Below are 19,203 nucleotides of genomic sequence, written 5' to 3'. Positions count from 1 at the left end.
AGTAATAAGGCAAACAAAAAACCCGATTGGAAAGTAATCGGGTTTGGGTTTATCGTTTCATGCTGAAGTGCGCTTTGAATTCTTTGGTTTGTCCGTTAAGGGTGTAAAAGACCTGGAACCAGTAATCCGTAGACGGCAGTTTTTCGCCATTATAGGTGCCGTCCCAGCCTTGTCCTAATGGGCTGATCTGTTTCAAGAATTTGCCAAATCGGTCATAAATGTTGATGTAGGATTCCGGTTGATCGTCCAGGCTTTTGATGTTCCAGAAGTCGTTCACACCGTCACCGTTTGGCGTAAAGAAGTTAGGATACCCTAATACAGTTACCGTAAGAACGGTGGTGCCGCAATTCGCGAGCGTATCATAAATGGTGATGTCATATTCGCCTGCCGGAACGTTGGTAAACACGTTGCTGGCCTGAATCGGTCCGTCTTCAAGCTGGTACATGTACTCCCCGTAACCGCCATCGATGTTAACGGTAATGTCAATGAAATCTTCAAATGCACCGGATAAAGTGTAACTCGCAATAGCCACGCTGGACTGTTCAATGGTTACGGTGGTGTTATTATAATTACAGTCGGGGCCCACTTCCGGAGTCAGTTTGATAAATTCTATCGTATACGTACCGGCAACACTGGCGGTATAGTTAACGCCTGTGCCCATTAAAGTTCCGTTAAGGTACCAGTTGGCCGAAAACAAAGCCGGATTCAGTCCTGTTTGGATGGTAAAGGTTCGGGTAGCTTCGTTCGTTACAGGATCCACGCATATGGTTCCGCCTGGTACGATTATGTCTAATAAGGGATAAACCGTGAAGGTGAATTGGGTTTCGTCCGTACAATTCGGGTTGTTGGTAGCTGTAGCATATACGTAAACGGTATAGGTTCCCGGTGTTGAAAAGGTATAGTTGGCCGGTGAAATTAAGCCAACACCACCCGGGCTGCTGTAATAACCAATGTTGTAATTCACGGGTGTGAAATTCGGCAGCGTATAACTTCCGCATTCTTCTGGATCAAAGGTCATTGCAGGTAAAACCGGTGTTTCGGATACCGTTACGGTAAAGAATTTAGTTTCGGAACAGTTGATCAAGTGACCGTCTGCATTTACCGCATAAACACAAATGGTCTGCGGAGTAGCTGCGTTGACCGGGTCGAAAACGTAGCCTGCCGGAACCAGCGGGCCGCTTGGGTCGTTAAAATGATAAGCAATGGAATAACCGGCTTCCGGCTCCGGAGGCAAATGCGTCAGTGGTGGTAAACTGTACGAATCGCAAGCAGTTACATCGTTAAAGTCGGGAAGGTTGATTCCTTTATAAATCCTTCTGAATTCCTTATCAATTCTACATCCCGTTACATTATCCTCATAATAAAGATAAAAGGTCTGGGACAGGTTGAAAACCGTAGTTGGGCTTACCACCGTTCCGCTTCCGTTAGGGCCATTAGGTGCTGTGTAAATCTGACCCACCGGTGGCGCCGGAATTGAATACGGAACACATTCAATGGTATTGATATATTGCTCTAAGCCCGGGAACGGAACAATGTTAACAGTGAACGAAGATTCGTTGGTACACCCATTCGCATCCGGACCACTAAAAATATAATACGTACCAGGACTTAAGTAATTTTCTGAAAGGTCTATGATGTTTCCGGCCGAAAGCGCAACTTGTCCCACCGTTGTAGGGCCTCCTGAAAGCATATAATAATTTCCATTGGTTAAAGCGGGCAGGATATATTCCCCGCAATAAGTTCTGCTTTCCAGGGTGTCCACCGCAGGCCTAGGATTGATGGTAATGTTGATGGCCACATTGTCTGTACAGTTCGGACTGGTTGTGGTAGTCACATAGTAGTAAACAATCTGTGAGTTGGTTATCGGAGTGTTAGGGTCTACGCTGCTTCCCTGACCAAAAGGTTGTGTAAAGTACCCGCCAAGGGTTATGGTCGGCAAAGTATAGCTTCCACATTCGGTTACCGGTTGGAATACCGTAGTATCTACAATAGTAATGGTTACCGGATTATCAATGGAACAGGAGCCGGGGCTTCCGTCCGTATTGGTGTGAGGTGTTTCGTTGTACACATAAATCGTCTGGCTGGAAGTGATGGTGTTTCCGGCGCTTAAAGGTATCTGACCCATTGCAGTTGGTCCGCCGGCTAACGTAAAGTAGTTTCCGTTAGTGAGGGCTGGAAGGGTATAGGAATTACAGGTAAGCACATCGGCAGGATCATCGGTCAACGGTACCGGATGGATGTTGATGGCAAAAAGCCTGTCTACACACGGTACTCCATTTACTTCTGCATAATAAAACATGTTTTGTGTTATGGTAGCGGCCGTGTTATTGGTGAAAACTGTTCCTTCTGGAATTAATGTTCCGCCTCCTGAAGGGCCACCGGCTGCAGTATAAAAAGCGCCGATACTATAAGGTGGTAAAGGAACGGTGAAAGAACCGCAATTGTCCAACGAAGGGATATATTCATCGATTAATGTCAGTGCAAAAAAGGTCTCATTGGTACAGCCATTGGCATCAGGACCGGCAAAAATATAATACGTACCGCCATCCGGAATCACATCTCCTGCAAATAAAGGGATTTGTCCCGGTGTGGTTGGTCCGCCCGGGAATGTGAAATAATTACCATCGGTAATGGCCGGCAGGGTAAACGAACTACATTCCACAGGATCGGGAATATCGCTTACTACCGGTAAAGGGTTGACGGTTATTGTTGCACTGGTAACATCAAAACAACTTGCGTTACCAATGGCTTCCAGTCGTATCCAAACCGTTAGCGTGGTTGTTCCGGCGGGGATCAATATTGAAGTGCCAATACTGTTAATCCCTTGTTGGGCTTCGGATTGGGAATTATAGTAACTGATGATAAAGTCAGCTGCATTTTGTCCGTTCAAAACCTGAGGATCCAAACCGGTCAGGGTGTAATTTTGTCCGTTTGGATTGTCGCAAAGGGTATCGGCGATATTGTTTCCTGCATTGACTGACGCTATTAGCTGTAAATCGAACTGATAAACAGCATCACAAAAATTTCCGGTTTGGGTGTTGAATATTTTTATAAAAACGGTTTCGTTCCCCGGGCTCATATAAGGGTTTGGCGTTGCAATCGGGTTGTTGGCGTTCGCATCGGCTAAACTCGCATAATAGACCACGTCATAGATTGCAGGGTCAATGCCCAGTTGTGTTTCGTTGTTCAGGGTAAGGTTGTACGGATAGGAGGCGCTGCCATTGTTACAAGTGGAAAGATTGATGGGATTCGTTACGGCTAAATCCGTAAAGACTATCGTATCGGTTACCAGACAGCTCCCTTTGGTGGCTTCCACGGTGTAGGTTCCTGCTTGGGTAACGGTGTAGGTTGCATTTACGGCTCCGGGTATAGGGTTGCCGTTTAAAAACCATTGGTGGTTGTAAGTCGCGTCCAAACCCGTTGTCAAATCAAACTCGTCCCCGGTACAGATTGTCCGGTCAGCACCTAAATCGATTGTGGTATTGAAACTGCCACCAGCAATGAATACCGCCGAATCGAAATTGGAACTTACATAATCAGCAATGACCATTTTAAGGCGGTAAGGATTGTTGGGGATGATGGCTGCAGAAGCGTTCAGTACTACCGTGTGGCCTCTCATGTTCAGGGTTGAGGCGGCCGGATTGTTCACATTGTAGACCGAGAACAAACTCGGATTGGTAGAACTGCAGGAGTTGTTGTACTGCGCGTCTTTAATATATTTTACAGAAACCGGATTGCTTGTGTTGGGGATTAACGCCAGGTTTGTAGTGACACCAGTAGTTAAATTGGTTAATTCAAAGGCGAAAATATCGTTAGACAAACATTGGAACTGACCGTATTCGTTGGAAGCAAAAATAAAGTCGAAACTCAGTGAAGTGGAAATCGTCGTGAAATCGAATTCCAAAAAAGCCAAATCGGTTAAAGCTGAGGTGGTGCCGCTACTGGTGTTGCTCAGGTTTTGCAGAAAAGGATCGGTGCCTCCTCCGTTAGCTGTTGAGCCTAAATTGTTGCCAGTATAACTGCCTTGGGTGTCCACAGCATTTCCGCTGCGGATGATAATTCCTTCGGTTATGGGAAAGCCTGAAGCATTTCTGTTAAAATAGGCTACAGCCTGCGGTGAAGAACTCGAGATGTTGGAAACTTCCACGCAGGAATTCCCGATTAACAGATTAACTAAATCAGTGGGTGAGTTTGTGGCATTATCAACGGTTATGGTTTGTGAATAACAAACCATTCCAATAAGGAACAAGAGTATAGTGTATATTCTCTGCATGGAAATGAAGTTATAATTGGAAGGGGTAAATAAAATTACAAAATATAAATAGATTTTCAGACGGTAAACAGAACTTTAATAAAAAACCCAGCGTGTTGTCCGCTGGGTTTTTGGTATAGTAATTAAAGTAATTAATCGTTCAGTTTCAAAACCGCCATAAATGCTGACTGTGGAATTTCTACGTTTCCTACTTGACGCATACGTTTTTTACCGGCTTTCTGTTTCTCCAATAATTTACGTTTACGGGAAATATCCCCACCGTAACATTTTGCGGTTACGTCTTTACGTAAGGCTTTGATGGTTTCACGCGCGATGATTTTTGCACCGATCGCTGCCTGGATTGGAATGTCAAACTGTTGTCTCGGGATCAGTTCGCGCAATTTCTCACACATCTTTTTACCGATGTGGTACGCATTGTCCTCGTGAATCAACGCCGATAAAGCATCTACGTTCTGAGCGTTCAATAACACGTCCAAACGCACCAGTTTCGAAGTACGCATCCCAATTGGGTGGTAATCGAAAGAAGCATATCCTTTGGAAACGGTTTTCAATCTGTCATAGAAGTCGAATACGATTTCCGCCAGCGGCATGTCGAAATTCAATTCCACACGCTCGGTGGTTAAATAAGTCTGGTTGGTAATCTGCCCGCGTTTTTCGATACACAAACTCATTACGTTTCCTACGAAATCCGCTTTGGTAATGATGGTGGCTTTGATGAAAGGCTCTTCCACGCGGTCCAATTTGGAAGGTTCCGGTAAATCCGAAGGGTTGTTCACCACAAATGGCGTGTCCGGATCTTTTTTGGTGTACGCCAAATACGAAACGTTGGGAACTGTTGTGATTACCGTCATGTCGAATTCACGTTCCAGACGCTCCTGGATGATCTCCATGTGCAGCATTCCTAAGAATCCGCATCGGAAACCGAATCCTAAAGCCGCCGAACTTTCCGCAGCAAATACCAACGAAGCATCGTTCAGCTGTAATTTTTCCATGGAAGCACGTAAATCCTCATAATCTTCCGTGTCTACCGGATAAATTCCGGCGAATACCATTGGTTTTACATCTTCGAAACCGTGGATCATATTGGTGGTTGGGGTTTTCGCGTCGGTTAACGTGTCCCCCACTTTTACTTCTTTCGCTTCTTTGATACCTGAGATTAAATACCCTACGTCTCCGGCAGAAATTACGTTTTTCGGTACCTGATTCAGTTTTAGCGTCCCGATTTCATCCGCAAAATATTCGTTGCCGGTCGCCATGAATTTAATCTTCTGGCCTTTTTTGATCTGTCCGTTTTTCACACGGAAAATAACTTCAATACCTCGGAACGGGTTGTACACCGAGTCGAAAATCAAGGCCTGAAGCGGTTCTTCCGGATCGCCTTTCGGTGCCGGGATACGCTCGATAATCGCCGCTAAAATGTTCTCCACCCCAAAACCGGTTTTACCCGAAGCGTGGATAATGTCTTCTAATTTACAGCCTAACAAATCGATAATATCGTCGCTTACTTCCTCAGGATTTGCACTTGGTAAATCCACTTTGTTCAATACCGGGATAATTTCCAGGTCATTTTCCAAAGCAAGGTATAAGTTGGAAATGGTCTGTGCCTGAATACTTTGTGCAGCATCTACAATCAAAAGCGCTCCTTCACACGCCGCAATCGAGCGGGAAACCTCATACGAGAAATCCACGTGTCCAGGAGTGTCGATCAGGTTCAGGATGTATTGTTCGCCTTTGTAGGTGTATTCCATCTGAATGGCGTGACTCTTAATGGTAATCCCGCGTTCGCGCTCCAAATCCATATTGTCCAGTAACTGGGCTTTTTCCTCACGCGCGGTTACGGTTTGGGTAGCGCCAAGCAATCTGTCTGCCAAGGTACTTTTTCCGTGGTCAATGTGTGCAATAATGCAAAAGTTTCTTATTTTCTTCATCGTCATGCTATGTCTTGTTTTTTTACTGCGTCAGTTCGCTAGCGCTCGTGTGGGCGTTATCTCGTTAGAAAAAAACGGGGTCGGGTCTTCCGCTGTATCTTTTATGCCTCCCGATAAAAATCGGGATCCGTAAAAGGATGCCGCTGCAACCCCTAACGCAGCCACCACTCCTTAAAGGTAGTGAATTAATCGGCAAATATAATCTAAAATCATCAGTTTCAAAGTGATGAAATCGTCTTTCTTCCTGCTTCTTTTTTCTTTTCTCTTAAATAATCGTAATTTTGCCGCAAAATGCAGCAGGATGGTTAAGATTGGCAACATAGAATTACCGGATTTCCCTTTGTTACTCGCGCCTATGGAAGACGTGAGCGACCCACCGTTTCGTCGTTTGTGCAAGCAGCACGGCGCCGATTTGATGTACTCGGAATTTATTTCGTCCGAAGGACTGATCCGTGATGCCATGAAAAGCCGTAAAAAATTAGACATTTTCGATTACGAGCGTCCGGTAGGCATCCAGATTTTCGGGGGTGATGAGGAAGCGATGGAAATGTCGGCAAAAATCGTCGAAACCGTACAACCCGATTTAGTGGACATCAACTTTGGCTGTCCTGTGAAAAAGGTAGTATGCAAAGGCGCCGGAGCCGGCGTTCTGAAAGATGTTGACCTGATGGTGCGTTTAACAAAAGCGGTAATCAAAGGAACCAATCTTCCGGTAACGGTAAAAACCCGTTTGGGTTGGGACCACGATTCCATCAATATCGATGAGGTAGCAGAGCGCTTGCAGGATGTTGGTGTACAGGCTTTAACCATTCACGCGCGAACCCGTGCCCAGATGTATAAAGGAGAGGCTGACTGGTCACACATCCAAAGGGTAAAAGAAAATCCGAGAATCACCATGCCGATTTTTGGTAACGGCGATATCGATTCCCCTGAAAAAGCATTGGAATACAAAAACAAATACGGACTGGACGGAATGATGATCGGACGTGCTGCCATTGGGTATCCGTGGATTTTCGACGAGATCAAACATTACTTCAAAACCGGTGAATTATTGCCGCCCCCAAGTATGGAAGACCGCATCCAGGCCGCCCAAAACCATTTGAACTGGTCAATGGAGTGGAAAGGCGAGCACGTAGGGATTGTGGAAATGCGCCGTCACTATACCAATTACTTCAAAGGTATTCACGGTTTTAAGGAATACAAGCAAAAATTAGTTACTACTAATGAAGCGGAAAATTTAGCGAAGATTTTCGAGGAAATCCGCGATGTGTATTCGGATTATCAGTTTGTGTAAATGGTTTTAAAATATAAAAAATCCGTCTAGTTTGAGATTAGACGGATTTTTTTATGTCTCGATTCTTGCTTGTTGCAAAATTTTATTTTTTATTTTTTTGAAACAGAAACCGTGACTTTTTTTTCAAATTGATTTTTTAGTCACAGAAGTTGTGACTTTTTTTTAAAAATTATTTTTTTGTCACAAAGTCTGAAGTGTTAGTTTTTTAAACCTCCACCTTTTTCCATTTCCCTTTTTTGTACAAAACAATACTCGCTAATGTAATGGCAGTTTCAGCGATTGGGATTGCTAAAAACACTCCGGTAGGGCCCATTTTCAGGTATTTTGCCAACAGATAGGCTAACGGAATCTGAAACAGCCAAAACCCGAAAAAGTTTACTTTTGTAGGTGTCCAGGTATCGCCCGCACCATTAAAAGTATTGATAAGTACCATTCCGATACCGTAAAAAATATAACCTAAACTCATAATCTGCAAGGCCTGAACGGCGATGTTGCGAACGGTTTCATCATTGGTAAAAAACGAAATCACCAAATTTCCGAACAACAGGCAGAAGATCATGATAAAGGCCATGAAAATCACATTGTATTTCGCAGTGGTATAAACTGATTTCTCGGCACGTTCCACCTGTTTAGCGCCTAAATTTTGCCCCACCAAGGTAGCCGCAGCATTACTCAAACCCCAAGCCGGCAGGATGAAAAACATCATGATGCGCAAAGCCGTTTGATAACCGGCCGAACCATGATCGCCACCAGTGGTAGCCACCAATTGCGCTAAGAAAATCCAACTGCAGGAAGCGATCACAAACTGTAAAACACCTGGAGCAGCAATTTTAACAATATGTCGGATCTGCTCTAAATCCGGAACAAAATGGGAAATCATTATTTTTAAAACGCCCCTTCCGTTGAACAAATGGTAGAGCTGGTACAAAACCCCGATGCTTCGTCCGGTAGTGGTGGCAATTGCAGCGCCAACCAAACCAAAAGCAGGAATCGGCCCTAAACCGTTGATGAAAATCGGGCACAAAATAATATTACAAAGATTGGCCAGCCATAAGCTGCGCATTGCAATCGCGGCATTTCCGGCACCACGAAAGATTCCGTTGATTAAGAATAATAGCATAATGCACAAACTTCCGCCCATCATGATGCGGGTAAAGTTTACTCCGTAATCGGCGGCTTCCGGTGAGGCACCCATCAACAATAAAATGTCTTTGGCAAAAATAAACCCGATGATACTGATTACGGTGTTCACGGCAAAGGCAATCAGGATCGCCTGCATACCTGATTTGGCGGCGGCTTCCGGATTCTTTTCACCAATACGTCGCGCTACCACTGCTGTGGCCGCCATACTAATGCCAATAGCCAGGGAGTAAATAATGGTCAATACGGATTCGGTCAGTCCGACGGTCTGAATGGCGAAACTGCTGTGTTCCAAATGCCCAACGAAATACAAATCGACCAAGGCAAATACGGATTCCATCATCATCTCCAACACCATGGGAATGGCTAAGAGAATAACGGCTTTTTTGATGCTTCCGCTGGTGTAATCAAACGATTCGTCGCCTTTGACAGCGGTTCTGATCGTGGAAAAAATACGTGATAAAGTATGTTTTGAAGAAGTTGCTTCTGTCATGATAAAATAGGATAATAAGTGAATACTGTCGGACATTTTCTGTCCGAATGAAAAACGGGATGTCCTAAAATATCTTCCTGATAAGGTTAGGACGCGACAAAAACAATCATGGGCGTTCAGTTATAAGGAAACAAATATATAAAAATTAGGAAAGGGAAAATCAGTCCAGCAGATTTTTACTCACACGGCTCGAAGCGATCCACGAGGCCATAAAGCCCAGTAAAACGATGGTGCCCATTACAATAACCACGTTCAGGATTTTAAATTCAATCGGGTAGGCCATGCTTGGGGTAATCATGATCAGGGCGAATTTTTGCTGCAGGAGGACAAACAAAATCCCTAATCCTAAGCCGATGATGCCGCCAAAAAAAGTCAGTAAGCTGCCCTGTAGTAAAAAGACGCGGCGTAAACTTTTGATTTCAGCCCCTAGATTGAAAAGGGTTTTCAGATTCGCTTTCTTGTCTAAAATCATCATGATCAACGCGCCCACCAAATTGAAGAGCGCAATAATAATCACCAGGGTGAAAATAAGGTATATCGCGATGTTTTCGGTATTCAGCATTTTGTGCAAACTGTCGTTAAGCGCGGCTCGGGTTTTAACATTCAGTTTCTGTTGGAAGATGTTGCCGATCTCTGCTAAAGCTTCTTCTTCCGACGCATTCGGTTTTAATTTGAATTCGATCGCGGAAACCTGATTCGGCTGGTACTGTAACAGTTCCTGCGCCAGTGGTAAATCGGTAAAGACATATTTTTTGTCCAGATCGTCGTTAATCGCATAAATCCCGATCGGAATCAGGGAAGATTCGTTGAAGGCTGCTTCCGGATTTTCAATCGGTCCTTTTCCGGGTTTCGGCACAAAGACCTCAAGTGCATTGTTGAAATCGAACAAGCCCATCGAAAGTTTGTTGGCAATGCCGTAGCCTACCACCACTTGCGAGGTTCCGGGTTCCAGCCATTGGCCGGCATAGATTTTTTTCTCGAAAGGATTGACGTTTCGAAACGTGCTGTCCACCCCTTTTAAAAAAGTCACTTCCTGTTTGTCTTTGAAAGAAAAGAGTACGCGTTCTTCAATCACTTTGCTGTACACCGCTATGGTTTTGGAATTTTGAAGCCGTGTTTCCTGTGTTTTGGTAACCATAAACGATTTGCCTTCCAAAGGAAATGCTTTTAGATCCGGATCGGTTTCGTTGGCAAAGGAAAGACTGAAGGTGCGCAGTCCGCTAAACACGGAGAGCACCACAAAAAGGGCCATAGCGCTAACCATAATGCCAATGGTGGCAATACCGGTAATGATGTTAATCGCAGTGCTTTTACTGAAACTAACGGTATACCGACGCGCTATGTAAAACGGGAAATTCAATAGTTAGGATTTCTTTCTTTTGGCCAGTAAATCGCGGTTTTCAATCGGATTCTCTTCTCCTTTTAAGGCGCTGTCGATTTTCTCGATATAATCCAGCGAGTCGTCAATGTAAAACATCAGGTTCGGCACACGACGCAGTTGTTGGCGTACGCGTTGGGCCAAATCGTGTTTGATCAAAGGCGTGTTGGTGCGGATGGCTTCCAGTAATTCCGGGCCTTTTTCGGTTGGGAAGATGCTCAGGTATACTTTGGCAATCGATAAATCGGAGGTAACGTTTACTTTGGATACGGAAATAATCAGGTTGCTGATGCCGTTTTTACGTACTTCTCCCTGTAAAATATCCACCAAATCCTCTTGTAAAAGCGTTCCTATTTTTTTCTGTCTGTTTGTTTCCATCTTGCAAAAATACGATTTTTTTGAGTAGTAAAGTTTATTTCATCAGTTCGCCTAAAAAAGGCTCGGGTCAATGTGGCAAAGAGACAACGTTTTGGTTTTGAATTTTCTTTTTTGTAGCGAAAGGTTTAGGCTTGTTTGCATGCCGTTTTCCTGCTGTCCGCTAACCCGAGCAAAGCGAACTGACGAAGTAATCTCTCCGCTTCGCTGCGAGGATGACGCTTCCATCAGGGCTGGCTAAAAAACCATTTTAATTTTTGCAGACTTTGTGAAAACTTTGCGAACTTTGTACTTCAATAGAAAAACCATGAGAAAAATTGAGCATATCGGAATTGCGGTAAAGGATTTAAAAGCCTCTAACATATTGTTTGAAAAACTGTTCGGTGCACCGGCCTATAAAGAAGAAGAAGTGGCAAGCGAAGGGGTGAAAACGTCTTTTTTTATGAACGGTCCTAATAAAATAGAGTTGCTCGAAGCGACCAATCCGGAAAGCCCCATTGCTAAATTTATTGAGAAAAAAGGTGAAGGGATTCATCATATCGCTTTCGACGTAGAAGATATTGTTGCTGAAATCGAACGTTTAAAAAATGAAGGCTTTGTTGTTTTGAACGAAATTCCTAAAAAAGGTGCTGATAATAAGCTAGTTGCTTTTTTGCATCCTAAAGGGACCAACGGGGTTTTGGTGGAATTATGTCAAGAAATTCAAAATTAATTTTTGTCAGCATAAAAAATAGTGTTAATATTGCAACCTCAAATAAGGCACTGCTTTGTTTGTAAAATCACAGAATAAATAAAAACTGTGAGATAACCGGTCCTATAGCTCAGTTGGTTAGAGCACCTGACTCATAATCAGGTGGTCCCTGGTTCGAGCCCAGGTGGGACCACTATAAAACCCTTGAAAGACAGGGATTTGTATTGAAGAGGTTGCGTTCTTTACTTTATGAAAAAATTAAGATTTTTTTTGAAAAATATTGTGTTATTAAAAAATCTTTCTATTTTCGTAAAAGGGGTTGAGGTTGAGAGATCTGCCCAAATAATGATTAAGTGTAACACTGACAAGAGATTAGAGAAACATTAATTTTATATAAAAAAACAGTTTTCTTTTTTGTCGGGAGATTAATTTTTATATTTTTACGCCCATGAAAAATAACCTACATAGAATAGTATTGAGTTTGGGAGCATTTTTAAATGCATCGGTTGTCTTTTCCCAAGAAGCACCGCCACCACCACCTCCGACACCACCGCCAGGATTACCTGTGGATGCGGGTGTGCTTGTCTTATTAGTAGGTGCCTTAGGTCTAGGTTTTTATTATTATAAAAATATGAGTACAAAAAAAGCTTCAAAGTGATTTGAAGCTTTTTTTATTTTTAGTTTCGTAGTGCCTGTAATCGCGCGACATATTTTCCGATCACGTCAAATTCCAGATTTATCACCGTGCCGATTTCAAAATTTTTAAAATTGGTATGCTCCAAGGTGTAAGGTATAATCGCCACGCTGAATTCATTTTCTTTTGAATTCACCACCGTCAAACTCACGCCGTTTATGGTGATAGATCCTTTTTCAATCGTGATATTGTGTTGGCTTTTGTCGTATCCGAAGGTAAAATAAGTGCTTCCGCCGGCATCTTCAATCTTTTTACAGATCCCGGTTTGGTCCACGTGGCCTTGTACGATATGGCCGTCCAGCCGATCGCCCAGCTTCATGGCGCGTTCTAAATTGATCACATCTCCGGTCTTCCAATTGCCTAAATTTGTTTTTTCAATGGTCTCCTTGATGGCGGTAACGGTGTACAGATCATTGTTGATGGCCACGACGGTCAGGCAAACCCCGTTGTGGGATACGCTCTGGTCGATTTTCAGTTCCTGGGTGATCGAAGAGGTAAGGGTAACGTGAAGGTTTTCGTCCTCTTTTCGAATCTCTCGAATGGTTCCGAGTGTTTCGATAATTCCTGTAAACATAACTAGATTTATTTTGCTAAATTTGCACATCAAAATTAGCAATAAATAACGAATCGGCATGGTTAAAAAAGCAGAGAATATAATTGTCGGAATTTCCGTTGGGGATTTAAACGGCATCGGGGCAGAGGTGATTCTGAAAACATTCGAGGATACCCGCATGCTTGAAATGTGCACGCCGGTTATTTTTGCTAACGTCAAAATCCTTTCCTTTATTAAGAAAGCGCTGCAGATGGAGTCTAACCTGCAAGGGATCGACAAGCTTGAGCAATTGGTTCACGGGAAGATCAACGTGTTGAATGTTTGGCGTGAAGGGGTGAATCTTGAATTTGGCGTGAACGACGAAAGCATTGGTACATATGCTATCAAATCTTTTACAGCGGCAACACAGGCGCTTAAAGAAGGATTGGTGGATGTGTTGGTGACAGCACCTATTAATAAGTATAATATCCAGTCGGAAGAATTTCATTTTCCGGGCCATACGGATTATCTGAACCAGGAACTGGAAGGAGATGCTTTAATGCTGATGGTGCAGGATAATTTACGTGTCGGGCTTTTGACCGATCATGTACCGGTGAACGAAGTGTCAAAACATTTGACCGAAGCGCTGATCCGAACCAAAATCCAGACCATTAACAAAACCTTGGTACAGGATTTTTCGATCAATAAACCAAAAATTGCTGTTTTGGGGTTAAATCCACATTGTGGGGATCATGGTGTAATCGGAAAAGAAGATGATGAGGTAATCAAACCGGCGCTGAAAAAACTTTTTGAAGAAGGTGTGATGGTTTTCGGGCCTTTTTCGGCAGACAGTTTCTTTGGCAGCGGTCAGTATGAAAAATATGATGCGGTAATTGCGGCGTATCACGATCAGGGGTTGATTCCGTTCAAGACATTGTCGTTCGGTAAAGGCGTGAATTATACGGCCGGTCTGAATAAGATAAGAACGTCACCGGATCACGGAACGGCTTATGAGATAGCCGGTAAAGGCGAAGCAGATTTTAATTCGTTCAAAGAAGCAGTTTATTTGGCTATTGATGTGTTCAATAACCGAAACGAGCATAACGAACTGATTAAAAATCCCTTAAAAACCAAACAAAAACAGTTATAAACAAAAAAATGTTTACAACTCGTTTGAATTTACAATAATTTTATATCTTTGCACGCTCAAAACTGTTGTTATGAATATTGAGAAAGATTTTTTAATTCCGTTTGTCGGGTTAAAGCAGGGAAAACACCAGTTTGAATATCAAATCGATAAAAAGTTCTTTGAAGCTTTTAACTTCGACGAATACAATGGCGTTGCGGTTAAGGTAGAATTGGTTTTAGATAAAAAAAGCACCATGCTGGAGCTTTCGTTCAAACACAAAGGGACTATCAACGTGCCTTGTGACCTGACGGGAGAAGAGTTTGACTTGCCGATTAAAGGAAAACTGAATTTGATTGTAAAATTCGGGGACACCTTTAACAACGAGAACGACGAAATGCTGGTGATCCCTCATGGGGAATTCCAGGTGAACGTGGCACAGTACATTTATGAGATGATTGTATTGTCGGTACCTTCCAAAAGGATTCATCCGGGTGTGAAAGACGGCAGTCTGCAGTCGGAAGCTATCGAAAAACTGAATCAGTTGGCTCCAAAGGAACAGGTGAAGGAAAAAGAAGAAGAAGATAAAACAGATCCCAGATGGGATAAATTAAAACAACTATTAACGGATAAATAATATAGTAAGATGGCACATCCTAAGAGAAAAACCTCGAAAACAAGAAGAGATAAGAGAAGAACGCACTACAAAGCGACAACTCCTCAAATTGCAACATGTCCTGTAACTGGAGAGGCACATTTATACCACAGAGCTTACTGGCATGAAGGTAAAATGTACTACAGAGGTCAAGTTGTTATTGACAAACAAGTAGCGGAAGCTTAATCCGAAAAAAATAGAGAAAACTCTCACTATGTGGGAGTTTTTTTTGTTAAAACCCAAACGAAGTAAATAAGTAGTAATAAAAGAATATGGGTTTGGGAATTTTTTTGTAATTTCCACCACTTTTTGAAATCTTTTTTTCGGAAAGAAAAATACAACTTTTATGAATAAAATAACAGCCGCTATTACCGCCGTGGGAGCCTACCTGCCGGATTTTGTGTTGTCAAACGCAGTTCTGGAGACGATGGTGGATACGAATGACGAATGGATTACCACGCGTACCGGAATTAAAGAAAGAAGAATGCTTAAGGAAGAAGGACAAGGGACTTCTTTCATGGCAATACGAGCCGCTCAGAACTTGATCGAAAAAGCAGGGATTGATCCTAAAGACATCGATTTGGTTTTGATGGCCACCGCAACACCGGATATGCCGGTTGCCTCTACCGGGGTTTATGTTGCTACTCAAATCGGAGCTGTGAACGCTTTTGCGTACGACCTACACGCTGCCTGCTCCAGTTTCCTTTACGGAATTTCTACCGCTTCTGCTTATATCGAATCAGGACGTTACAAAAAAGTACTTTTGATCGGTTCTGATAAGATGTCTTCCATTATTGATTATACCGACCGCGCCACTTGTATCATCTTTGGAGATGGTGCCGGGGCCGTATTGTTCGAACCGAACCACGAAGGTTTAGGTTTCCAGGACGAGTTTCTGAGAAGCGACGGAGTCGGAAGGGAATTTTTGAAAATTGATGCAGGCGGATCGATTTTACCGGCTTCGGAAGAAACGGTGAAAAATAAACAACACTACGTGTTCCAGGACGGAAAAACCGTATTCAAATATGCAGTTTCCGGAATGGCCGATGTAAGTGAAAAAATTATGGAGCGCAATAATCTGTCAAAAGATGATGTGAACTGGCTGGTGGCACACCAGGCCAACAAGCGTATCATCGATGCTACTGCGAACCGCATGGGTCTTGACGACGAAAAAGTATTGGTAAACATCCACCGTTACGGGAACACCACTTCGGCTACCTTACCTTTATTGCTTAGCGATTTCGAAACCCAATTGAAAAAAGGAGATAACATTATATTTGCCGCATTCGGTGGCGGTTTCACTTGGGGAGCCGTGTACCTGAAATGGGCCTATAATAAACAATAAACAACCAAAACCAAATTTAGAATAGTATGGATATCAGAGAAATTCAAAACCTAATCAAATTTGTAGCAAAATCTGGTGCTACAGAAGTGAAATTAGAAATGGATGATTTTAAAATCACCATCAAAACAACTGAAGGTGGCGCAGCTGAAACTACGTATGTACAGCAAGTTCCTATGCAGGCAATCCCTCAAATGGCAGCTCCGGTAGCGGCAGCTCCAGTTGCAGCAGCAGCTCCGGTAGCAGCAGCTCCAGCAGCAGACGAGAACTCAAAATATATCACTATCAAATCGCCAATGATCGGAACGTTCTACAGAAAACCGGCTCCAGACAAACCAATGTTTGTGGAAGTGGGAAGCTCTGTAGGAAAAGGAGATGTAGTGTGTGTGATCGAAGCGATGAAGTTGTTCAACGAAATCGAATCGGAAATCTCCGGAAAAATCGTTAAGATTTTAGTGGATGATGCTTCTCCGGTAGAATTCGACCAACCATTATTCTTAGTAGATCCATCATAAGAAATTTTAAATGCTAAATTTTGAATGATGAATTACTGTCGTCATTCGGAATACTTTAAAATTTAGAATTCAAAATTTAAAATTTCAAAAGATGTTTAAAAAAATATTAATCGCAAACAGGGGAGAAATTGCACTTCGTGTAATCAGAACCTGTAAAGAAATGGGAATCAAAACCGTTGCGGTATATTCAACGGCGGATGCGGAAAGCTTGCACGTTAAGTTTGCTGACGAAGCGGTTTGTATAGGGCCTGCACCGAGTAACCTTTCCTATTTAAAGATGTCCAATATTATCGCTGCTGCGGAGATTACCAATGCAGACGCGATCCACCCGGGTTACGGTTTCTTATCGGAAAACGCTAAGTTCTCTAAAATCTGTCAGGAGCACAATATTAAATTTATTGGTGCTTCTCCGGAAATGATCGAGAAAATGGGAGACAAAGCTACGGCTAAAGCGACCATGAAAGAAGCAGGGGTGCCTTGTGTGCCTGGTTCTGAAGGAATCCTTGAGGATTTGAAACAAGCCAAGAAAGTAGCCAAAGAAATCGGTTATCCGGTAATGATGAAAGCTACTGCCGGTGGTGGTGGTAAAGGGATGCGCGCCATCTGGAAAGAAGATGAGCTTGAGAAAGCTTGGGAAGGTGCCAGAATGGAAGCTGCTGCTGCTTTCGGAAATGACGGTATGTACATGGAAAAACTTATCGAAGAGCCTCGCCACATCGAGATTCAGGTAGTAGGGGATTCGTACGGAAAAGCATGTCACCTTTCAGAAAGAGACTGTTCGGTACAGCGTCGTCACCAAAAATTAACAGAAGAAACACCATCGCCTTTCATGACCGACGAGTTGCGTGAGAAGATGGGGGAAGCTGCGGTAAAAGCGGCAGAATATATCAAATACGAAGGCGCGGGAACGGTAGAATTCCTTGTAGACAAACACCGTAACTTCTACTTCATGGAGATGAATACCCGTATTCAGGTAGAGCATCCGATCACGGAACAGGTAATCGATTACGATTTGATCCGTGAGCAGATTTTAGTGGCTGCAGGTGTGCCGATTTCCGGTAAAAACTATTTGCCACAGTTGCACTCTATCGAATGTCGTATCAATGCGGAAGATCCGTACAACGATTTCCGTCCGTCACCGGGTAAAATTACGGTTTTGCATTCACCAGGGGGTCACGGGGTTCGTTTGGATACGCATGTTTACGCTGGATATACGATTCCGCCAAACTATGACTCGATGATTGCTAAGTTGATCACAACAGCGCAAACCCGTGAAGAAGCGATTTCGAAAATGAAACGTGCTTTGGATGAGTTTTACATCGAAGGAATCAAAACCACTATTCCGTTCCACAGACAATTGATGGACCATCCGGATTATGTTGCCGGAAACTACACGACCAAGTTTATGGAAACGTTTGAAATGAAAGAGTAATTTTTTTCTATATAAAAGCCCAATCGAAAGATTGGGCTTTTTTGTTTATCGGTTGAAAGGCATTTCGTTGATCCAGTTGAAACCGCGGTTGATCAAAAGTAAATCATCGCCTGTTTTTTTCTTCAGATGAATTTTTTCCGATGTCGGGCGGGTTAAAACCAATTCTTTTTTTGTTTCGGTATATCGGAAGGTTTCTTTTTCTTTTTTGGATACTTTTCCGGGATCCAAAGTGATGGTTTGTGTTTTGGGATCAAGATTGTACGTATACCATGTTTTTTGGTTCTCAGCGTTAGTAATGGTGCCCATATTGTACTGATCAAAAACAAAGGAACTATACTTCGTTGTGCTTCCTTTTTCCGGTATCACGGTGTAAATGCCGTACACAGCTGGTTTTTTCTCCATTTCTTCTTTAAAACTGTAATACTGGATGATGAAGTAGGTTGTGATTCCTATGGAAAAAACGACTTTCAGCACTACTTTGGAAATGAAAAACGCTTTGGGTTCTTCTCCGTTTTCAAATCCGTTATGATGGATTCTAGGCGCTGTTGCTGTATTCAGTACAAAGAAATTCACGATGCGTTTGTAATCTGAGGATAGGATGATCAGTGCAGCAAAGAGCATGTGCGACGAACTCAGTTTAACCGGAATGTCGTAACAGAAATTCATCATCACCACATTGGTCATTACTCCCGTTAAGAGTAACGCGCCAAGGGTCATAGTGCGTCGGCTTAGTAGGAATAAGGCACCCAGTACTTCTGCAATCCCGGCAAAAGCGCTATAGGTTTGAGAATATTGCATGAACGCCCAGGCCAGTCCCATTGGGGAGGACGAGCCATAGGTTTGTTCTAAGCGGTGTAATCCGATAGGGGGAAACTGCATCGGAAGAATTTTACTCAGGCCATAAATCAGCATAAAGAAGATCAGGTAAATGCGAAGGAGGACGATGAAATAATTTTTTACTGTCTGAATGTTTTTCGCTTTGCCCATTAGTAACGAAACCGGAAAGGCCAAAACAATACTAAGCATTAGATTGCAGAATGCAGCCAGGTAACTATAGGTGTTATCGCCACTACCGTAACCGTTAACTTCAAATTCATAAGAGATGTTGAAAATATGTTTACCGACAAAATGAACCATCGGTTCCAAAGCGAAGCCAAGTATAAAGCCGAAAATATAGAAGAAATAGTAAACAAGTAAAAGACTGAAAAAATAGTGTTTAAGTTTCATCGAAATTATTTAATACCGAATAAAAATAAGATAAATAGTACATAAAAAACATAAAAAAATCCCAAAGTTTAAACCTTGGGATTTTATTCTGATTGATGATTGTCTTTT

The 19,203-nt window shown here is 42.9% G+C and carries 16 protein-coding genes and 1 tRNA gene; 10 read left to right on the top strand and 7 right to left on the bottom strand.

The genetic code is table 11. The annotated features are described in order from the left end of the window. Positions 1-49: 49 nt before the first annotated feature. Both ACWPKD_RS08585 and lepA read right to left on the bottom strand, forming a co-directional pair. The gene (locus ACWPKD_RS08585) at positions 50-4,273 is read right to left on the bottom strand and encodes a choice-of-anchor L domain-containing protein (RefSeq protein ID WP_455412267.1); all 4,224 of its coding nucleotides are present in this window, start codon (positions 4,271-4,273) and stop codon (positions 50-52) included. 131 nt (positions 4,274-4,404) lie between these two features. Beyond that, on the bottom strand, positions 4,405-6,201 hold the full coding sequence (gene lepA, locus ACWPKD_RS08580) for a translation elongation factor 4 (RefSeq protein ID WP_455412266.1): 1,797 nt from the start codon (positions 6,199-6,201) through the stop codon (positions 4,405-4,407). Between the two features lie 301 nt (positions 6,202-6,502). Between lepA and dusB the strand changes: the two genes are divergently transcribed. Next, the gene (gene dusB, locus ACWPKD_RS08575; RefSeq protein ID WP_455412265.1) at positions 6,503-7,495 is read left to right on the top strand and encodes a tRNA dihydrouridine synthase DusB; all 993 of its coding nucleotides are present in this window, start codon (positions 6,503-6,505) and stop codon (positions 7,493-7,495) included. 205 nt (positions 7,496-7,700) lie between these two features. Here dusB and ACWPKD_RS08570 read toward each other — a convergent pair whose 3' ends face one another. The 3 genes from ACWPKD_RS08570 to rbfA all read right to left on the bottom strand — a co-directional run bounded on the left by ACWPKD_RS08570 (position 7,701) and on the right by rbfA (position 10,884). Further along, positions 7,701-9,128 carry an MATE family efflux transporter gene (locus ACWPKD_RS08570; protein ID WP_455412520.1) on the bottom strand — a complete coding sequence of 476 codons (1,428 nt, stop codon included), beginning with the start codon at positions 9,126-9,128 and terminating at the stop codon, positions 7,701-7,703. Between the two features lie 160 nt (positions 9,129-9,288). Continuing rightward, a complete protein-coding gene (locus tag ACWPKD_RS08565) occupies positions 9,289-10,488 on the bottom strand; it encodes an ABC transporter permease (RefSeq protein ID WP_455412264.1) in 1,200 nt (399 codons plus the stop codon). A 3-nt stretch (positions 10,489-10,491) separates the two neighbouring features. Further along, positions 10,492-10,884, bottom strand: coding sequence for a 30S ribosome-binding factor RbfA (rbfA, locus tag ACWPKD_RS08560; RefSeq protein WP_455412263.1), 393 nt, complete (start codon positions 10,882-10,884; stop codon positions 10,492-10,494). 304 nt (positions 10,885-11,188) lie between these two features. Between rbfA and mce the strand changes: the two genes are divergently transcribed. The 3 genes from mce (at position 11,189) to ACWPKD_RS08545 (ending at position 12,230) form a co-directional block, all read left to right on the top strand. Beyond that, positions 11,189-11,593, top strand: coding sequence for a methylmalonyl-CoA epimerase (gene mce / locus ACWPKD_RS08555; protein WP_455412262.1), 405 nt, complete (start codon positions 11,189-11,191; stop codon positions 11,591-11,593). A gap of 98 nt (positions 11,594-11,691) precedes the next feature. Then, positions 11,692-11,765 (top strand) — tRNA-Ile (locus tag ACWPKD_RS08550). A gap of 255 nt (positions 11,766-12,020) precedes the next feature. Continuing rightward, the gene (locus ACWPKD_RS08545; RefSeq protein ID WP_455412261.1) at positions 12,021-12,230 is read left to right on the top strand and encodes a PID-CTERM protein-sorting domain-containing protein; all 210 of its coding nucleotides are present in this window, start codon (positions 12,021-12,023) and stop codon (positions 12,228-12,230) included. Between the two features lie 19 nt (positions 12,231-12,249). Here ACWPKD_RS08545 and ACWPKD_RS08540 read toward each other — a convergent pair whose 3' ends face one another. Next, entirely contained in the window at positions 12,250-12,840 is a 591-nt protein-coding gene (locus ACWPKD_RS08540; RefSeq protein ID WP_455412260.1) for a riboflavin synthase, read from the bottom strand. Between the two features lie 58 nt (positions 12,841-12,898). Here ACWPKD_RS08540 and pdxA point away from each other — a divergent pair, with 58 nt between their 5' ends. The 6 genes from pdxA to accC all read left to right on the top strand — a co-directional run bounded on the left by pdxA (position 12,899) and on the right by accC (position 17,868). Continuing rightward, the gene (gene pdxA / locus ACWPKD_RS08535; protein WP_455412259.1) at positions 12,899-13,948 is read left to right on the top strand and encodes a 4-hydroxythreonine-4-phosphate dehydrogenase PdxA; all 1,050 of its coding nucleotides are present in this window, start codon (positions 12,899-12,901) and stop codon (positions 13,946-13,948) included. Positions 13,949-14,018: 70 nt separating this feature from the next. Further along, positions 14,019-14,561: a YceD family protein gene (locus tag ACWPKD_RS08530; protein WP_455412258.1), complete on the top strand. Its 543-nt coding sequence runs from the start codon at positions 14,019-14,021 to the stop codon at positions 14,559-14,561. Between the two features lie 9 nt (positions 14,562-14,570). After that, entirely contained in the window at positions 14,571-14,765 is a 195-nt protein-coding gene (gene rpmF, locus ACWPKD_RS08525) for a 50S ribosomal protein L32 (protein ID WP_081694205.1), read from the top strand. Positions 14,766-14,925: 160 nt separating this feature from the next. Further along, positions 14,926-15,924, top strand: a complete 999-nt coding sequence (locus ACWPKD_RS08520) for a beta-ketoacyl-ACP synthase III (protein WP_455412257.1) — start codon at positions 14,926-14,928, stop codon at positions 15,922-15,924. Positions 15,925-15,950: 26 nt separating this feature from the next. Then, positions 15,951-16,436 (top strand): acetyl-CoA carboxylase biotin carboxyl carrier protein, encoded by a 486-nt coding sequence (gene accB / locus ACWPKD_RS08515; RefSeq protein ID WP_455412256.1) that lies wholly within the window; start codon positions 15,951-15,953, stop codon positions 16,434-16,436. Between the two features lie 91 nt (positions 16,437-16,527). After that, complete coding sequence (gene accC, locus ACWPKD_RS08510; RefSeq protein ID WP_455412255.1) at positions 16,528-17,868, top strand: acetyl-CoA carboxylase biotin carboxylase subunit; 1,341 nt, start codon at positions 16,528-16,530, stop codon at positions 17,866-17,868. Positions 17,869-17,913: 45 nt separating this feature from the next. Here accC and ACWPKD_RS08505 read toward each other — a convergent pair whose 3' ends face one another. After that, complete coding sequence (locus tag ACWPKD_RS08505) at positions 17,914-19,095, bottom strand: hypothetical protein (RefSeq protein WP_455412254.1); 1,182 nt, start codon at positions 19,093-19,095, stop codon at positions 17,914-17,916. Positions 19,096-19,203 lie beyond the last annotated feature (108 nt).

Source organism: Flavobacterium pedocola (assembly GCF_053764385.1).
Note: the sequence above shows the minus strand (reverse complement) of the source record. Positions and strands in the feature narration are given on the sequence as shown.